Annotated in this window: 17 protein-coding genes; 11 read left to right on the top strand and 6 right to left on the bottom strand. The window is 33.1% G+C overall.

The window, feature by feature from the left end; genetic code table 11:
- Nucleotides 1-73 precede the first annotated feature (73 nt).
- The 6 genes from HB672_RS10320 (at nucleotide 74) to HB672_RS14705 (ending at nucleotide 3,050) form a co-directional block, all read left to right on the top strand.
- Nucleotides 74-439, top strand: a complete 366-nt coding sequence (locus tag HB672_RS10320; protein WP_167611985.1) for a helix-turn-helix transcriptional regulator — start codon at nucleotides 74-76, stop codon at nucleotides 437-439.
- A gap of 37 nt (nucleotides 440-476) precedes the next feature.
- Nucleotides 477-848, top strand: coding sequence for a DNA topoisomerase IV (locus tag HB672_RS10315; RefSeq protein WP_167611982.1), 372 nt, complete (start codon nucleotides 477-479; stop codon nucleotides 846-848).
- A 4-nt stretch (nucleotides 849-852) separates the two neighbouring features.
- Nucleotides 853-1,644, top strand: a complete 792-nt coding sequence (locus tag HB672_RS10310; RefSeq protein WP_167611979.1) for a TerC family protein — start codon at nucleotides 853-855, stop codon at nucleotides 1,642-1,644.
- An 85-nt stretch (nucleotides 1,645-1,729) separates the two neighbouring features.
- Nucleotides 1,730-2,068, top strand: coding sequence for a hypothetical protein (locus HB672_RS10305; RefSeq protein ID WP_167611976.1), 339 nt, complete (start codon nucleotides 1,730-1,732; stop codon nucleotides 2,066-2,068).
- 177 nt (nucleotides 2,069-2,245) lie between these two features.
- The gene (locus tag HB672_RS10300; protein ID WP_167611973.1) at nucleotides 2,246-2,725 is read left to right on the top strand and encodes a nuclear transport factor 2 family protein; all 480 of its coding nucleotides are present in this window, start codon (nucleotides 2,246-2,248) and stop codon (nucleotides 2,723-2,725) included.
- A gap of 184 nt (nucleotides 2,726-2,909) precedes the next feature.
- Nucleotides 2,910-3,050: a hypothetical protein gene (locus HB672_RS14705; protein WP_244306602.1), complete on the top strand. Its 141-nt coding sequence runs from the start codon at nucleotides 2,910-2,912 to the stop codon at nucleotides 3,048-3,050.
- A gap of 332 nt (nucleotides 3,051-3,382) precedes the next feature.
- On the opposite strand, the gene HB672_RS10290 is transcribed toward HB672_RS14705, so the two are convergent.
- From HB672_RS10290 to ychF, 5 genes are all read right to left on the bottom strand, one after another.
- Nucleotides 3,383-6,034 (bottom strand): DNA gyrase/topoisomerase IV subunit A, encoded by a 2,652-nt coding sequence (locus HB672_RS10290; RefSeq protein ID WP_167611970.1) that lies wholly within the window; start codon nucleotides 6,032-6,034, stop codon nucleotides 3,383-3,385.
- A 2-nt stretch (nucleotides 6,035-6,036) separates the two neighbouring features.
- A complete protein-coding gene (locus HB672_RS10285) occupies nucleotides 6,037-7,896 on the bottom strand; it encodes a DNA topoisomerase IV subunit B (protein ID WP_167611967.1) in 1,860 nt (619 codons plus the stop codon).
- A gap of 137 nt (nucleotides 7,897-8,033) precedes the next feature.
- Nucleotides 8,034-8,732, bottom strand: coding sequence for a TonB-dependent receptor (locus HB672_RS10280; RefSeq protein WP_167611964.1), 699 nt, complete (start codon nucleotides 8,730-8,732; stop codon nucleotides 8,034-8,036).
- A 62-nt stretch (nucleotides 8,733-8,794) separates the two neighbouring features.
- The gene (locus HB672_RS10275) at nucleotides 8,795-9,262 is read right to left on the bottom strand and encodes an SRPBCC family protein (protein WP_167611961.1); all 468 of its coding nucleotides are present in this window, start codon (nucleotides 9,260-9,262) and stop codon (nucleotides 8,795-8,797) included.
- Nucleotides 9,263-9,373: 111 nt separating this feature from the next.
- Nucleotides 9,374-10,468: a redox-regulated ATPase YchF gene (gene ychF / locus HB672_RS10270; protein WP_167611958.1), complete on the bottom strand. Its 1,095-nt coding sequence runs from the start codon at nucleotides 10,466-10,468 to the stop codon at nucleotides 9,374-9,376.
- 109 nt (nucleotides 10,469-10,577) lie between these two features.
- Here ychF and HB672_RS10265 point away from each other — a divergent pair, with 109 nt between their 5' ends.
- Nucleotides 10,578-12,056 (top strand): carboxypeptidase-like regulatory domain-containing protein, encoded by a 1,479-nt coding sequence (locus tag HB672_RS10265; protein ID WP_167611956.1) that lies wholly within the window; start codon nucleotides 10,578-10,580, stop codon nucleotides 12,054-12,056.
- A 225-nt stretch (nucleotides 12,057-12,281) separates the two neighbouring features.
- On the opposite strand, the gene HB672_RS10260 is transcribed toward HB672_RS10265, so the two are convergent.
- Nucleotides 12,282-12,635: a 4Fe-4S dicluster domain-containing protein gene (locus HB672_RS10260; RefSeq protein ID WP_167611953.1), complete on the bottom strand. Its 354-nt coding sequence runs from the start codon at nucleotides 12,633-12,635 to the stop codon at nucleotides 12,282-12,284.
- A 77-nt stretch (nucleotides 12,636-12,712) separates the two neighbouring features.
- Between HB672_RS10260 and HB672_RS10255 the strand changes: the two genes are divergently transcribed.
- From HB672_RS10255 to HB672_RS10240, 4 genes are all read left to right on the top strand, one after another.
- Nucleotides 12,713-13,771, top strand: a complete 1,059-nt coding sequence (locus HB672_RS10255) for an acyl-CoA reductase (protein ID WP_208864206.1) — start codon at nucleotides 12,713-12,715, stop codon at nucleotides 13,769-13,771.
- Between the two features lie 76 nt (nucleotides 13,772-13,847).
- Entirely contained in the window at nucleotides 13,848-14,912 is a 1,065-nt protein-coding gene (gene serC, locus HB672_RS10250) for a 3-phosphoserine/phosphohydroxythreonine transaminase (protein WP_167611950.1), read from the top strand.
- A 4-nt stretch (nucleotides 14,913-14,916) separates the two neighbouring features.
- The gene (locus HB672_RS10245) at nucleotides 14,917-15,867 is read left to right on the top strand and encodes a D-2-hydroxyacid dehydrogenase (protein ID WP_167611947.1); all 951 of its coding nucleotides are present in this window, start codon (nucleotides 14,917-14,919) and stop codon (nucleotides 15,865-15,867) included.
- Between the two features lie 104 nt (nucleotides 15,868-15,971).
- Entirely contained in the window at nucleotides 15,972-16,610 is a 639-nt protein-coding gene (locus tag HB672_RS10240) for a DUF937 domain-containing protein (RefSeq protein ID WP_167611944.1), read from the top strand.
- The last annotated feature ends 66 nt before the right edge of the window (nucleotides 16,611-16,676 follow it).

Here is a 16,676-nt window from a genome sequence, read left to right as displayed (position 1 = left end):
ATCATATTTTAATATCAAATTTTACAATAAAAACACATCAATCTTAGTTATAAAATAAATATCTTTGTTTACAATGATAAACTCTAAAAATTTCACCATAAGGCTGCAACAAATTATAGATTTCTATAGCCTATCGGCGTCTGCATTTGCAGATAAAATTGGTGTGCAACGTTCTAGCATTTCACATATATTATCTGGTAGAAATAAACCTAGTTTAGATTTTGTCATGAAAATACTCTCCTCTTTTCCTGAGGTTGATTTGTATTGGTTGTTAAATGGCAAAGGCACATTTCCGAAACATATAGAAAACGAACCGAAAAACGATACTGCAAATCTTAAAGAGAATACATCATTAGATGTTTTCAACGCAAAATCTAAAGACATAGATAGAGTTATTATCTTTTTTAAGGATGGTACATATAAAAATTATAAGAATTAAGCATATTCTTTATTAAATTTGCATGAAACGCTTTTCAATGAAATATTTCTTTATAATCGTTCTTAGTTCAATGCTTTTTAGTTGCTACCAAGTTGAAAGAAACTGTACAAACTTTAAAACTGGAACTTTTGAGAGCTCTATTGTTATTGATAACATAGACTATACCTCTACTTTTACACGAACTAACGATTTACAAATAGAAACTTTTGAAAACAAAACAGATTCTGCTACTGTACGTTGGATTAATGATTGTGAAGTGATTTTTAAAACTATAAATCCGAAAAGCATGGCAGAACGAAAAGATATCCATTTAAAAATACTAAGCACTACTGACTCATCATATACGTTTGAGTATTCGTATGTTGGCGAAGTAATAAAACAAAAAGGAATCGCAAAAAAATTAAAATAGTACTATGTTAGATTTCCTACTTACTAGCGATGCAATTATGGCATTACTTACTCTCACTTTTTTAGAGATTATTCTGGGTATTGATAACATTGTGTTTATATCTATTGCTGCTAACAAACTCCCAGAACACCAACGCGCAAAAGCCACAAACATTGGCCTAATACTCGCTATGGTACAACGTATCATATTGTTGTTTTTTGTGTCGTTCTTAATTAGTTTAAGCGAACCTTTTTACATTTTTGAGAATAGTTGGTTGCACCTTGCATTAAGCTGGCAAGGTATTATTCTATTTGCTGGAGGGTTGTTTTTAATCTATAAAAGCACCTCTGAAATTCGTGAGAAAGTAGAAACACCATCGCATGATGAAGACGCTGTAAAAGGAAAAAAAATAAAATCGCTATCTCAAGCCATTGTTCAAATAATTATTATTGACTTTATATTCTCAATTGATTCCATTTTAACAGCTGTTGGTATGACCAATGGTTTATCTAGCAACCACAACTATAATTTAGTATTAATGATTATTGCTGTGGTTATTTCTATAATAATCATGATTGTTTTTGCCAACCCAATACGTAAGTTTATAGATGCACACCCAAGTATACAAATGCTTGGTTTAGCATTTTTAATACTTATTGGTTTTATGTTAATTACCGAAGCTGCGCATTTATCACACACATCTGTATTTGGAAATGAAGTTGGTGCTATTCCTAAGGGTTACTTATATTTTGCTATTGCTTTCTCTCTTTTTGTAGAGTTTTTAAACTATCGCATAACAAGAAACAAGAAGCCATGAGGAGGAAGCTAAAATTCCTATTATCCTGAGAATATTTGGGATAATGAGTATATTAGTACACATATAACCCGTTTTGTGAAATATTATGAACAAGAGTACTTACATTAAAGCTATAGAATGGGGGCGAACTAAATCATCTGGATTTACCGAAGATGAAATATTAGGTATCTCTGAAATTACAAGTGCAGAACAAAAAATAATATCAAGACATTGTAGAAATGCTTTATGGAACGAAAATAAGGAAAGGCCTCCTAAAAACTCTATGTTTACGGTACTTAATTCTAATAGACTTATCGTGACTTTAGAATCCGAATTCAACTACATAAATTTCTTGGAATTGAATCACGCTAGAAAAAATGCGAAATATGCATTTATTTTATCTGTAATCGCAATAGTTGTATCTGCCATTGGATATTTCTTATAATACTATACACAACAATGTGTACAGCTCATTGCGTCTGAACTCCTAATCGGAATTCATTGCAATTCACTATCTTTCGGTTACGTCGGAAAATCATAGTTGATATTCCTCAACGAGCCATACACAAACACGTTGGCAGCAATGCCAAATAAACTTTAGTTTAATTAAACAAAAGGCGGAATGAAAAAAATGTTTTCACTATTAATTGCACTTACAATTTGTTTTTTAACTTCTGCTCAACAAACAGTTGAAGAATTGGATATCGAATCTGAAAAAGCAGCTGTAAAAAATTTAGTTGAAGAATTTCTAACTGCTATTGGTAATCACGATATCGAGACAGTACAGACATTGTTTAGCGATAAGGCTAACATATCTGGTGCTTCTTTAAGAAATGGAAAATGGATTACTAATACATATACCATTCAGGAATTTTTGGAACGCTTAAAAGCTTATAATAACCCAACAAAATATACAGAACCTGTTTCTGATTTTATAGTTCATATGGAAATGGGAATGTTAGCATTTGTAAGAGCTGATGCAATTTTTACCATAAATGGTGAACCAAGAAATAATAATTTAGACTATTTCACACTAATTAAAGAAAATGGCAATTGGAAAATATTGAACGGCTCTTATGTATCAGTACGAATTAAGAACTAGTATAATTACTGTTTAATTAAATACACAGCAGCCAACAACATGTAAAGTCAATTACTAAGTTCTCGCCTACTTGGAAATTCCTTTATAATTTCCTATGGTTTGTTTTCTTTTACTAGGTTAGTTCTAACCAACGCAACTAACTATACACAACAAGCTGACAACAAGCAACAAGACCAAAATCACAATGACCTTTAGAAAAGCAACTATAAATGACATTTCTGAGATTGTAGAAATGATTGCAGACCATATGCTAGGAAAAAGAGAGAAAACTTCCAAAGCCCTTTACCTAAAGAATACTTACATGCTTTTGAAAAATAAACGCTGATGAAAATCAAGAATTAATAGTTGTCGAAAACGAATATGCCGAAATTATTGGGACTTTACAGCTATCCTTTATTCAGTATCTAACTTATCGTTGCGGAATTAGAGCACAAATAGAAGCAGTAAGAATACGAAAAGACAAAAAGAGGTAGCGGGATTGGAAAAACCATGTTTAAATGGACAATAAACAGAGTCAAAGAACGAAATGCAATTTGTTACAATTAACAAGTGACAAAAATAAAGACCAAAGGCTATTAAATTTTACGAAGATTTAGGATTTAAAGCAACTCATGAAGGGAAGAAAATACATTTTTAATAAAGCCTTAATAGCCAATACTAAAACAAGGTAATCTGCCCTTCATCATCAATATCTAAATCCTTTGATGCTTCGCCATTTTCTGAAGGTTTTACAACCGATTCTTTGTTTTCAACAACTTCTTCATCTATCACTTCCATTTCATCAGCAGGCATTTCTTCTGGAGCCTCATAAGGCAAGGAATCAATTAAATTAATTTGATTGACTTTATCTCTAGTTAATTGATTTCCAAGAGCATTAACACCTTTTACTGCAATAAATTCCTCAAGGTTAACTTGTAAGTTATCTTTCCTATCTTTTCCTCGTTCTTTAGCAAAAACCACCTCGGCCATCGGCCTCCAATCAGTAGATACTATTTCCAATTGTGAGTTTTGGTTATCAGTTATAAAACTTTCAATTTTATTTTCGTTTTCAACTAAGAAACGTTTCACATAATAACGTTCTTTGTCACCATCAAAATAAATTGCTGAAATTGGTTTTTTAGGAATCCATTTTTCCATTACTATCATATCGTTATCAAAACGTGCAGTAATTTCTGGAATAATTGTTTTAATCAGTCCAGATTGTGTAATTATGAGTATTCTATCCTCTCCTCTAAATTCGCCAACTAATTCACCTCTGCCATCCACATTTAAGCGTTCCACGGTATCGTCAAACCATATCTTACGTGGCTTTAAAGTGCTTACGCCTTTTTCTTTAAGCTCGATACGTTTTATAGTGTTCTTTGTAACTAAATTACCTTTAGAAGCTCTTCCTTTAATAATAATATCTGCAAAATCTAAATCCCATTTTAACTTTTTAATACTACCTACCTGTCGTAACATCACTGTCACCACTTCAGCTTCGCCATTTGGATTAGCCGAAAAATAATTCACTATCGAATTGCTAGTTCCATTCGTTAAATCGTACTCTCTATCTCTAGTAATAGAGGTCACTGCAAAACGTTTTACATACGATGGACCACCTTTGCCATCACGATAAATCATATTGTAAATAGTACGCTTGTCCTTTTTCTTGAAAACAGCTACATGTATAATTCCCTTGCCGATAAAGGTTTTTGAGTCTACTTTAGTAACCATCATTTTACCATCTTTGGTAAACACGATAATATCATCTATATCACTACAATCACATACATATTCATCTCGACGTAATGAAGTTCCAACAAATCCTTCTTCTCTATTTACATAAAGTTTGGTATTTCTAATAACCACTTTGGTAGCATCTACATCATCAAATACACGAATTTCGGTTTGACGCTCTCTGCCTTTACCGTATTCCTTTTTCAATCTAGTAAAATAAGCAATGGCATAATCTATTAAGTTAGCCAGATGATGCTTCACTTCGGCAATCTGATCTTCGAGGGCATCAATTTTTTGTTGTGCTTTATCGATATCAAATTTTGATATACGTTTGATTCTAATCTCAGTTAATCTAGCGATATCTTCATCTGTAACAGCTCTTTTTAAATGTTTTATATGTGGCTGAAGTCCTTTGTCTATAGCTCTAATAACACCTACCCAAGTTTCCTCTTCTTCAATATCACGGTATATTCTATTTTCAATAAATATGCGTTCTAAGGAAGCGAAATGCCATTGTTCTTCAAACTCACCGAGTTTTATTTCAAGCTCTTGTTTTAATAACTGGACCGTATTGTCAGTCGAGCGACGTAACATTTCGGTAACACCAACAAAAAATGGTTTATTGTCTTCAATAACACAACCTAAAGGCGAAATTGAGGTTTCACAATTTGTAAAAGCATATAAAGCATCAATTGTTTTATCTGGAGAAATTCCTGAAGGCAAATGCACTAATATTTCAACATCAGCAGCAGTATTGTCTTCAATTTTTTTAATCTTGATTTTTCCTTTGTCATTCGCCTTTAAAATAGAATCTATTAAAGACGAGGTATTTGTTCCAAAAGGAATTTCGGTAATGACTAATGTGTTTTTATCGTATTGCGAAATCTTTGCTCTTACGCGTACCTTCCCTCCTCTTAGACCGTCATTATAATTGGTGAAGTCGGCTATTCCAGCTGTTGGAAAATCTGGTAAAATAGTAAATCGCTTTCCTTGAAGATGCTTTACTGATGCATCAATCAATTCGATAAAGTTATGGGGTAAAATCTTGGTTGACAACCCAACTGCAATTCCTTCTCCTCCTTGAGCTAAAAGCAATGGGAACATCACTGGAAGATTAACAGGCTCTTTACGTCTACCATCATAAGAAGCTTGCCATTCTGTGATTTTAGGGTTGTAAACAACGTCTAAAGCAAATTTTGATAATCGTGCTTCGATATAACGTGATGCAGCAGCTCTATCTCCTGTTAGAATATTTCCCCAGTTTCCTTGGGTATCAATCAATAAATCTTTCTGACCAATTTGAACCATAGCATCAGCAATACTTGCATCGCCATGAGGATGATATTGCATGGTATGACCAACAATGTTCGCAACTTTATTATAACGACCATCATCCAAATCTTTCATGGAGTGCATAATACGTCGCTGTACAGGCTTAAAACCATCTTCAATGGCAGGAACTGCACGTTCTAGTATGACATACGAAGCATAGTCCAAAAACCAATCCTTGTACATCCCTGTAACTTTAGTGATTGTTTCTTGGTTATCGTCGTTATTATTATTTATTAAGTTTTCGTTTTCTTCACTCATAGTTAATTATCCTCTTCTACTAAATCAAGCTCAACTTTCAAATTATTAATAATGAATTCTTGCCTTGTTGGCGTGTTTTTTCCCATATAAAAAGACAGCAACTTTTCAATAGACATTTCTTTATCTAACATTACAGGGTCTAAGCGAATATCTTCCCCAATAAAATGCACAAACTCATCTGGCGATATTTCTCCCAAACCTTTAAATCGTGTAATCTCAGGCTTTGGTTTTAATTTTTCAATAGCATTTCTTCGTTCTTCTTCAGAATAACAATAAACAGTTTCTTTTTTATTTCTAACCCTAAATAATGGCGTTTGTAAAATGTACAAATGACCTTCTTTAATTACCTCAGGAAAAAATTGCAAAAAGAAGGTAATTAACAACAGTCTAATATGCATACCATCTACATCTGCATCAGTTGCAATTACTACATTGTTATAGCGTAAATCTTCTAAAGATTCTTCTATATTTAAAGCAGCTTGAAGCAAATTGAATTCTTCATTTTCATACACAATTTTCTTGCTTAAACCATAACAATTTAATGGCTTTCCTTTTAAACTAAAAACCGCTTGTGTGTTAACATCCCTTGATTTTGTGATACTACCAGAAGCAGAATCTCCCTCGGTAATAAACAAAGTCGTTTCAAGATTACGCTCATTTTTGGTGTCACCAAAATGCACACGGCAATCACGCAATTTTTTATTATGAAGACTTGCTTTTTTTGCTCTATCTTTTGCTAATTTTCTAATACCAGATAACTCTTTACGCTCTCGTTCGGCTTGAAGAATTTTTCGTTGAATTTTCTCAGCTGTATCCGGATTTTTATGCAAGAAGTTATCAAGCTGTGTTTTTAAAAAGTCGTTGATGTACGTTCTTACCGTTGGAAGATCACCACCCATATCAGTCGACCCTAATTTTGTTTTTGTCTGACTTTCAAAAACTGGTTCCATCACTTTTATAGAAACTGCTGAAACTACTGATTTTCTTATATCTGAAGCCTCATAATTCTTTCCATAAAACTCTCTTATGGTTTTAACCAAAGCCTCTCTAAAAGCCGATAGATGCGTACCACCTTGAGTGGTGTTTTGACCATTAACAAACGAATGATATTCCTCACTATATTGCGTTTTACTATGCGTTAAAGCAACTTCGATGTCGTTTCCGCGTAAATGAATAATTGGATATAATCTATCAGACTCATTTATGTTATCACTTAATAAATCTTTAAGACCATTTTCACTGTAAAATTTTTCACCATTAAAAACGATAGTCAACCCAGGATTTAAGTACACATAGTTTTTGAGCATTTTTGCAACATACTCATTTCTGTACTTATAATTTTTAAAGATAAGTTCGTCTGGCACAAAAGACACTTTTGTTCCTTTACGTCGTGAGGTGTCATCAAGTAATTCTTGATTCGTTAAGTTTCCTTGTTCAAACTCAGCAGAAGCCGATTTCCCTTCACGTGTAGATTCTACTCTAAAATAGGTAGAAAGCGCATTTACAGCCTTTGTACCCACTCCATTTAGTCCAACAGATTTCTTAAATGCCTTGGAGTCATACTTCCCTCCAGTGTTCATTTTTGAAACTACGTCCACCACTTTTCCAAGAGGGATACCACGTCCGTAATCCCTAACAATGACTTTGTTACCTTGAATGGAAATTTCAATGGTTTTACCTGCTCCCATGACATATTCGTCAATAGAGTTATCTAGTACTTCTTTTACAAGAATATAAATACCATCATCAGGAGAAGAACCATCACCAAGTTTACCAATATACATTCCCGGACGCATTCGGATGTGTTCTTTCCAGTCGAGTGAGCGTATATTATCTTCAGTATATTTGGTTTCTTGAGACATAAATTGGGTAAAATTTTGACAGGTTGCTAATATAACACAACCCTACAAAAAAAGAAACACAGAATATACAAAGTAATTAACAAAAAATAGCCAATATTGTTGAGAACGTTGGCTATTTTGCTAAATTTTTATTACTGCTATAATTTGTAGACCAAACCAATAATTATTCTAGGCATTAAGCTTGGTTGTTTTATGGCTTCGTTAGCATCAGCATATACAAACTCCACATTGTCGTTTTCGTTGTCATTTCTTGCATTTACATTATCATTATCTGGGCTGTAATGTGTATCGTGTCCTTTTAAAGTATTATTAAAAAAATAGTCTAATCCAACTGCTGTCACTAAGTTGAGGTTTTTATTCATTTTAAACTGACTTTCTGCACCTAATCCAACACCAAACTGTTTGGACGTGACATCAAAGTCTTCGTTGCCTCCAACGTACTTGAAATTAGCCTTAAAACTAGAATATCTTGGACCAAAAACTATATGAGAAGCATCAGAAGTTAAAAAATTTGAATTTAGCATAAAATCTAATCTATAATCAAAAGACCTTGCTTTTTCTTCAGGAACTCCATTTGTGGCATTATTAATAAAAATTCGCCTTGAATCTGCCGAATTTCCAGGATCCAACTTAGTCATTCCCAATCCAAAACGTATTTGCATGGAAACATTTGCTAATGGTTTAAGGGCAGTTGCGTTTAGCTGAATACCAATTCCTCGATTGTATCCAGTTGAAACACCAAGGGCTAATTTAGAGTCGTCGGTAGTTATTTGAGCGTAAGTTAGGGTTGTAAAAACTAATAAAAGAGTAACTACAATTGATTGCTTTGCATTCATAGGTTTGGGTTTGTTTTAATAAATAGGTTATTAAATACATACGAATGAAAAGAGCTTTTAGATTATGAAGTATGGCAATTTATTTCTTCTGCTTTTTGTTTAAGGAATTGATTTCTGATTGCGAGAAGGTTAGTCATATACTTTTTTAAAAACAAAACATTTATCAATCGCCCAAAAATGCCAAAAGGAGATTCAAAATCAAACCTATCTATCATTAAAGTTTGTTCATCATGTATTTCAAAAATATGCTCATGCTTAAAATATTTGAATGCTCCCGAAACTTGTTCATCAACAAAATAAGTAGGTGAATTAAATTTGGTTATTTTAGAAGTCAACTTCTGTTTAACACCAAAATGTCTAGCTTCCCAAGTGACCCATTCGCCTAAATCAATTAGACCTGATGTTTTCCCTGCAATGGCTTTTTCGTTGGAATGTTGCAATGATTCTTTGTGGAAATCTATATTACGAGCTGAATCAAAACATGTTTTAATATCTGCATTAATAAGTGTTTTGATTTCTATTAGTGACATTATTTTATTTTAGGTTTCGACTTACTTTGTAAGCTAACTTCGCTCAAAATATATTTTAATCTCGCTAATGCTCAACCTGACAGTCGATTTAGTTATAAACAAAAACCCAAACTATACGTTAAACAAGAAGTGCATCACATCGCCATCTTTAACAATGTATTGCTTTCCTTCTACTCGCATTTTTCCAGCCTCTTTCACCTTTGCTTCGCTACCATAGTGAACATAGTCGTCATAACTAATTACTTCTGCTCTAATAAAGCCTTTTTCAAAATCTGTATGGATTACACCAGCGGCTTGTGGAGCGGTTGCACCAATGTCAATGGTCCAAGCACGGACTTCTTTGACACCAGCTGTAAAATAGGTTTGCTGATTTAACAGCTTGTAAGCTGAACGTATTAACTTAGAAGATCCAGGTTCATCTAAGCCTATATCATCTAAAAACATTTGACGTTCTTCGTAATCATCTAATTCATTAATATCTGCTTCAGTACCAACAGCAAGCACTAATACTTCGGCATTCTCATCCTTCACTGCTTCTTTAACTTGTTCTACATAAGCATTTCCTGAAACAGCAGAAGCTTCATCAACATTACAAATATACATTACAGGCTTATCTGTAATAAACTGCAGTGGTTTTACAAAAGCTGCATAATCTTCATCCGAAAATTCTAAAGCTCTAATTGAAGTTCCAGCTTCTAAACCTCCTTTTATTTTTAAAAGCACAGCTTCTTCTTTTTGTGCCTCTTTATTTCCTGTTTTAGCTGCTCGCTTTACTTTGTCCAGTTTCTTTTCTACCGTTTCTAAGTCTTTAAGCTGTAGCTCAAAATCTATTGTTTCTTTATCTCTAATTGGATTTATATTTCCATCAACATGAACAATATTATCATTATCAAAACAGCGTACTACATGAAGAATTGCGTCAGTTTCACGAATATTTGCAAGGAATTGATTTCCTAGACCTTCTCCTTTACTAGCACCTTTGACTAAACCTGCAATGTCAACAATTTCAACAGTTGCAGGCAATACTCGCTCAGGATTAACTAGCTCTTCTAATTTTTCAAGCCTTGGATCTGGGACATTTACCACACCAATATTTGGTTCAATAGTGCAAAAAGGAAAATTTGCACTTTGCGCCTTTGCATTAGATAAACAATTAAATAATGTTGATTTTCCAACATTTGGTAATCCTACAATTCCTGCTTTCATCGAAATAATTTTAAGGTGGCAAATGTAACTATTTTAACAAGAATTTTATATACTAAATGTTACAAATGCGTAATTTCATCGTCTATCTTTTATAATCATCAATTTTTCTATGCAAACCTATCTTTCAATTTTTATCTTCCTAATAACAACTTCATTGTTTGGTCAAAGCCTAACAGCTAAAGTTGTAGACAGTAATAACAACCCTATTCCATTTGCAACAGTACAAACCGATCAGGATTCTGGTGTAATTACTAATGAAGAAGGTTTTTTTACAATTGATCTTGAAGATGTAGCTTCTAATGAAATTACGTTTAGCTGTCTTGGGTTTGCCTCTCGCTCTATTTCTATTGAAGCCATAAAAAACAATAATAATATTATTGTTTTAGAGGAGTTTATTGACGAATTAAGCAAAGTATTCTTGAGTAATTCTAAGCCTAATGCCGATGACATTATCCAAAAGGTAAATAACAACCTTGCAAAAAACTATAAACATGATAACCAAACTGTTCAGTTTTTTCATCGTAATACAGCCTATGCCGATTTTGACCGCTTTGAAGCTAAAGTAACCAAAGCATCTGGAATGCGTAAAAAGCAACATGAAGGTGTTAATAAAAGTTTAGACTCTTTAACTAGAACCATTGTTAATAGCAATACAATGTATTTTCAGGATTATTTAGGTGATTTAATGATTAAAAATAGAAAAGAAGCTAAGCTAAATATACATAAAGCAACAAGTTTAGTAGACAATAGCAAAAATTTCTCATTAGACAATGTGCAAACCAAAGCACAAGATATTATTTTAAAATACTTAGATACTACGCTTACTTATAAATTAAAAACTGGACTTATTAAAGTTGAAGATTCACTCTCTTTAAAATCGGATAATAATAACGATAAGGACAATGAAAATATATACGACATTAAAAATCTTAAAGGAGAAACACATGGCTTGCTTCATGACGCACAAACCTATAATGATTCGTTTTTGAGAAAAATTATAAATCCAGAATTATACAATTACGAGTTTGTTGATGTTACAGGTTTTAATGGTGAGTTAGTTTATATTATTAATTTCAAACCTAGAAAAGCAAAATCAAAATACGCTGGCAAATTATACATAGCAGATGAAACCTTTGCAGTTATTAAACTAGATTACGATTTTGGTAAAGGCAAAAGAGGAGAGAAATTCAATCTTAAATTATTGCTAGGCATTAAGTATGTAGAAAACATTAATAAAGGCACTATTATCTTTCAAAAAAACGCAGACAGCACATATAGCCCAAAATATATTAATCAAGAAGAAGGGCGTTATTTTTATGTAAACAGGCCTATTAAATTTATTGAGAACAGTAGAGAGAAAAACAAAGTAGGCTTTAACTTCTTAATTGAAGGAAGCGCACGATCGAAAAAGGAACTATTCATTATTAATAAATCCAGCTTAAACCAGAGTGAATTTTCTTCATTTACTGAAGCAGAAGATGTGCCTTATCAAAAATTAAAACAATACGACCCATCTATTTGGAAAACCCACAACGCCATTGAACCTTTAGCCGAAATGAAACGTTTTAAGAGCAGTGAGGAGAATTAAAAATTTTGAATGATTTTTTTGGTTTTGCAAAACTTTTTAAGCGAATGATCTTTTTTAATTGTTTATACACAACTTAATGCGAAGTTAGTTTTTAATAAATTTTAATATCAAGATAACCAAAGCATTAAACACTAAAACTTATAAACAAAAAAATCCCAAGCAAAAGCTTAGGATTCTTGTATAATCAGAAATCGATTATTTATGCAGAATTTACTTCAATATCGATTAATCTTCAGGATGCATAAAGCGTTGCTTACCTAAAAGCACTTCTTCAGTCTCTACGTTATCCTCATCAGGCACACAGCAATCTACAGGACAAACAGCAGCACATTGCGGTTCTTCATGAAAGCCTTTACATTCGGTACACTTATCTGGAACTATATAATAAATCTCGTCACTAATAGGCTCTTGAGTCTCATCAGCATCAACCTCTTTTCCATTTGGCAACACAACACCGCCTTTTAAACTAGTACCATCATTGTATCTCCAATCATCGGCACCCTCATATATAGCAGTATTTGGGCATTCTGGTTCGCAAGCCCCACAGTTAATACATTCATCTGTAATTATGATCGCCATAACAATTTTTCTTTTTAGTTTGCTTAAATTTGCAGCTGCAAAAATAAAGCCAAAACAATTCATAACCAAACCTTATAATGAATTTAGAACAACGAGTTAATGCATTTACTGAATTGGGGAAATTCCTAAATCAATTCAGCAAAGAAAAAGTTGAAAAACTAGAAAATGTTAAGCATAATGATTTGTTCTTTGTGGGTTTTAAACATCAAATAAAACTAGCACAAGAACATAACGGCTGGTTTACAAACAAAAATATTATATATGCTATTAATGGATGGTCTAAATTGCTGAATAACAATTACATTAATAAATGGTTAACAAAGTATAACTTTAATAATGTAACACCTCAAAAGGTTGCCATAATTATGGCAGGAAACATCCCATTAGTTGGCTTTCATGATTTTATTTCGGTACTAATTTCTGGTCATGATATTTTGGTAAAACAATCGTCAAACGACAAGCATTTATTGCCATATTTAGCAAAATATTTAGAGTATGTCGAGCCAAATTTTAAGAATAAAATAACATTTACTGAAGAGAAACTAGAAGCCTTTGATGCTGTGATAGCAACAGGAAGCGATAACACAGCAAGATATTTTGAGTATTATTTTAAGAATAAGCCATCAATTATCAGAAAAAACAGAAACTCGGTAGCAGTTTTAACAGGCAATGAAAACAAAGAGCAGCTAGAAGCACTATCCGACGATATATTTAGATATTATGGCTTGGGTTGTCGTAATGTATCTAAGCTGTTTGTACCAAAAGATTATGATTTTAAGGACTTTTTTGAAGCAGTATACAAATGGCATCCAGTTATAAACGAAGCCAAATACGCCAATAATTACGACTATAACAAGGCTGTATACTTAATGAGTGAGTTCGAAATGTTAGAAAACGGATTTTTAATGATTAAAGAAGATGCAAGCTACTCCTCGCCTATTGCAACTTTGTTTTATGAACATTACGATTCTAAAGAAGAGTTAAAAGAAAAACTGGAGGACGATGAAGATAAAATCCAGTGTGTAGTGTCTTTAGGGTTTGTGGATTCAGAAATCAACTTTGGAGAAACACAAAACCCCAAATTATGGGACTATGCAGACAATGTGGACACCATTGCGTTTTTGTTGAAAATTTGATGATAATTTTATAATATTATTAATACTTAATAGGTAATAAATTCAGACATTTACGTCGCAAAAAATAATTAAATAAATGAAACAACATAATTTTAGCGCAGGACCTTGTATACTTCCTCAAGAAGTACTTTTAAAAGCATCAGAAGCTGTAATGGATTTAAATGGCAGCGGTTTATCTCTCATCGAAATTTCACATAGAAGTAAAGACTTTGTGGATATCATGGAAAAAGCAAGAGCCTTGGCTTTAGAATTACTTGGTTTAGAAGGAAAAGGTTATAAAGCTTTATTTTTACAAGGTGGAGCTAGCATGCAGTTTTTAATGGTAGCTTTAAATTTATTAGAAAAAAGAGCTGGCTATTTAAATACAGGGACTTGGAGTGACAAAGCCATCAAGGAAGCTAAAATTTATGACGATATTTACGAAGTAGCTTCTTCTAAAAACGCCAACTATAATTATATCCCAAAAGGATATGACATTCCAACCGATTACGACTATTTTCATTGCACATCAAACAATACCATTTTCGGAACACAGATAAAACAATTTCCAGACTGTCCAATTCCTATGGTTTGTGATATGAGTAGTGATATTTTTTCACGTCAATTGGATTTTTCAAAATTTGATTTGATATATGCTGGAGCACAAAAAAATATGGGCCCAGCAGGAACAACGTTAGTAGTTATCAAAGAAGAAGTATTAGGAAAGGTTTCAAGACACATTCCTTCTATGATGGATTACAAAGTACATATAAGCAAGAGCAGCATGTTCAATACGCCTCCTGTTTTTGCCGTGTATACATCAATGCTAACAATGGAGTGGCTAAAAAATTTAGGAGGTATTGCTGCTATTGAAGAAGAAAACGAAAAGAAAGCACGGTTAATGTATTCTGAAATTGATTTAAACCCTTTATTTAAAGGCTACGCAACAAAAGAAGACCGCTCTATAATGAATGTCACATTTACATTAGCAAACGAAGATTTAAAAGAAACGTTCGATACTATGTGTAAAGAAGCTGGAATAAATGGCATCAATGGTCATAGAAGTGTTGGAGGTTATAGAGCCTCTATGTACAATGCTTTACCTCTAGAGAGCGTACAGGTATTAGTAGAAATTATGAGTGAATTAGAAAGTAAAGCATAAATAAATGAAAGTATTAGCAAACGATGGAGTTTCACAAAGTGGAATTGACACCTTAACATCTGCAGGTTTTGAAGTAAATACAACAACAGTAGCACAAGAACAACTAGTTAATTACATTAATGAAAATACAATTGATGTATTATTGGTAAGAAGTGCAACAACAGTTAGAAAAGAATTAATTGATGCTTGTCCATCTTTAAAGATTATTGGTCGTGGTGGAGTTGGCATGGATAATATTGATGTGGATTACGCAAGAAAAAAAGGTGTTCATGTAATAAATACTCCTGCTGCATCTTCAAATTCAGTTGCAGAATTAGTGTTTGCTCACCTATTTGGAGGTGCACGTTTTCTATACGATTCTAATCGAAATATGCCATTGGATGGCGATACCAAGTTTAAAAACCTAAAGAAAAGCTATGCTAAAGGTGTAGAATTAAGAGGTAAAACTCTAGGGATTATTGGTTTTGGTCGTATTGGTCGTGAAGTTGCAAAAATTGCCTTAGGAATTGGTATGAAAGTTATCGCAAGCGATAAGTTTGTTGGTGATGCAACCATTAAGGTTGAATTCTATAACGGTCAGTTTATAAATGTAAATATTAAGACTGAACCTATGAAGGAGATTCTTAAGCAATCAGACTTTATTACCTTACACGTACCAGCTCAAAAAGAGTATGTTATTGGCAAAAAACAATTAGAAATGATGAAAGATGGTGTTGGTATTGTTAATGCAGCTCGTGGAGGAGTAATTGACGAGGTTGCCCTAGTTGCAGCTTTAGAGTCTGGAAAGGTTGCTTTTGCAGGTTTAGACACCTTCGAAGAAGAACCTACTCCAGCTGTTCAAGTTTTAATGAATACAAAAATATCATTAACGCCTCACATTGGAGCCGCAACAAACGAAGCACAAGATAGAATTGGTGAAGAATTAGCATCTCAAATTATTAGCCTTCTTGCGTAAAAAAATAAATGTGACTATTTAAGTATATATGAGTCCTAACTAATAGGTGTTAGGACTTTTTTTGTACCTTAACGCATTATCATTAACCATATTAAATTTAAATTATGTCAGGAATTTTAGACTTATTAAACAGTGATCTAGGAAAAACCATTGTTAGCGGTGTATCTAATCAAACAGGTCAAGATCAAAACAAAACAGGAGATGTATTAACTATGGCATTGCCTGTATTAATGCAAGCTATGAAAAGAAATGCAGCAACACCTGAAGGTGCTCAAGGACTATTGGGAGCACTAGAAAACAAGCATGATGGAAGTATTCTAGATAATTTAGGAGGTCTTTTTGGAGGTGGCATATCAAATGATGTTATGGACGATGGTGGAAAAATTTTAGGTCATGTTTTAGGAAGTAAACAACGTAATGTAGAAAACGCCTTAAGCCAAAAATCAGGAATGGATGCTGGTTCTGTCGCACAAATTTTAAAAGTAGCTGCACCAATTTTAATGGGAGTTCTTGGAAAACAAAAAAGACAACAGCAAGTTGAAAGTCCTAGTGGCATTGAAGGGCTTTTAGGAGGGTTACTAAAAGGCAACTCACCTCAACAAGAGCAAAGTTTTCTTGAGTCTATGCTAGATGCAGATGGTGACGGAAGTATTATTGATGATGTTGCAGGAATGGTTCTTGGAGGAAATAAAAAGAAAGGTGGTCTTGGCGGATTGCTAGGTGGTCTTTTTGGAAAAAAATAGCAGTCTACTAAATACATTTTAAAAGCTAGGTATCTATCTGATATTTAGCTTTTTTTGTGTTAAAAA

It is taken from the genome of Gaetbulibacter sp. S0825, from assembly GCF_011777505.1.
Taxonomy (GTDB): domain Bacteria; phylum Bacteroidota; class Bacteroidia; order Flavobacteriales; family Flavobacteriaceae; genus Pontimicrobium.
The sequence above is the reverse complement of the archived record's forward strand: the minus strand, read 5'-3'. Positions and strand labels throughout refer to the sequence as shown.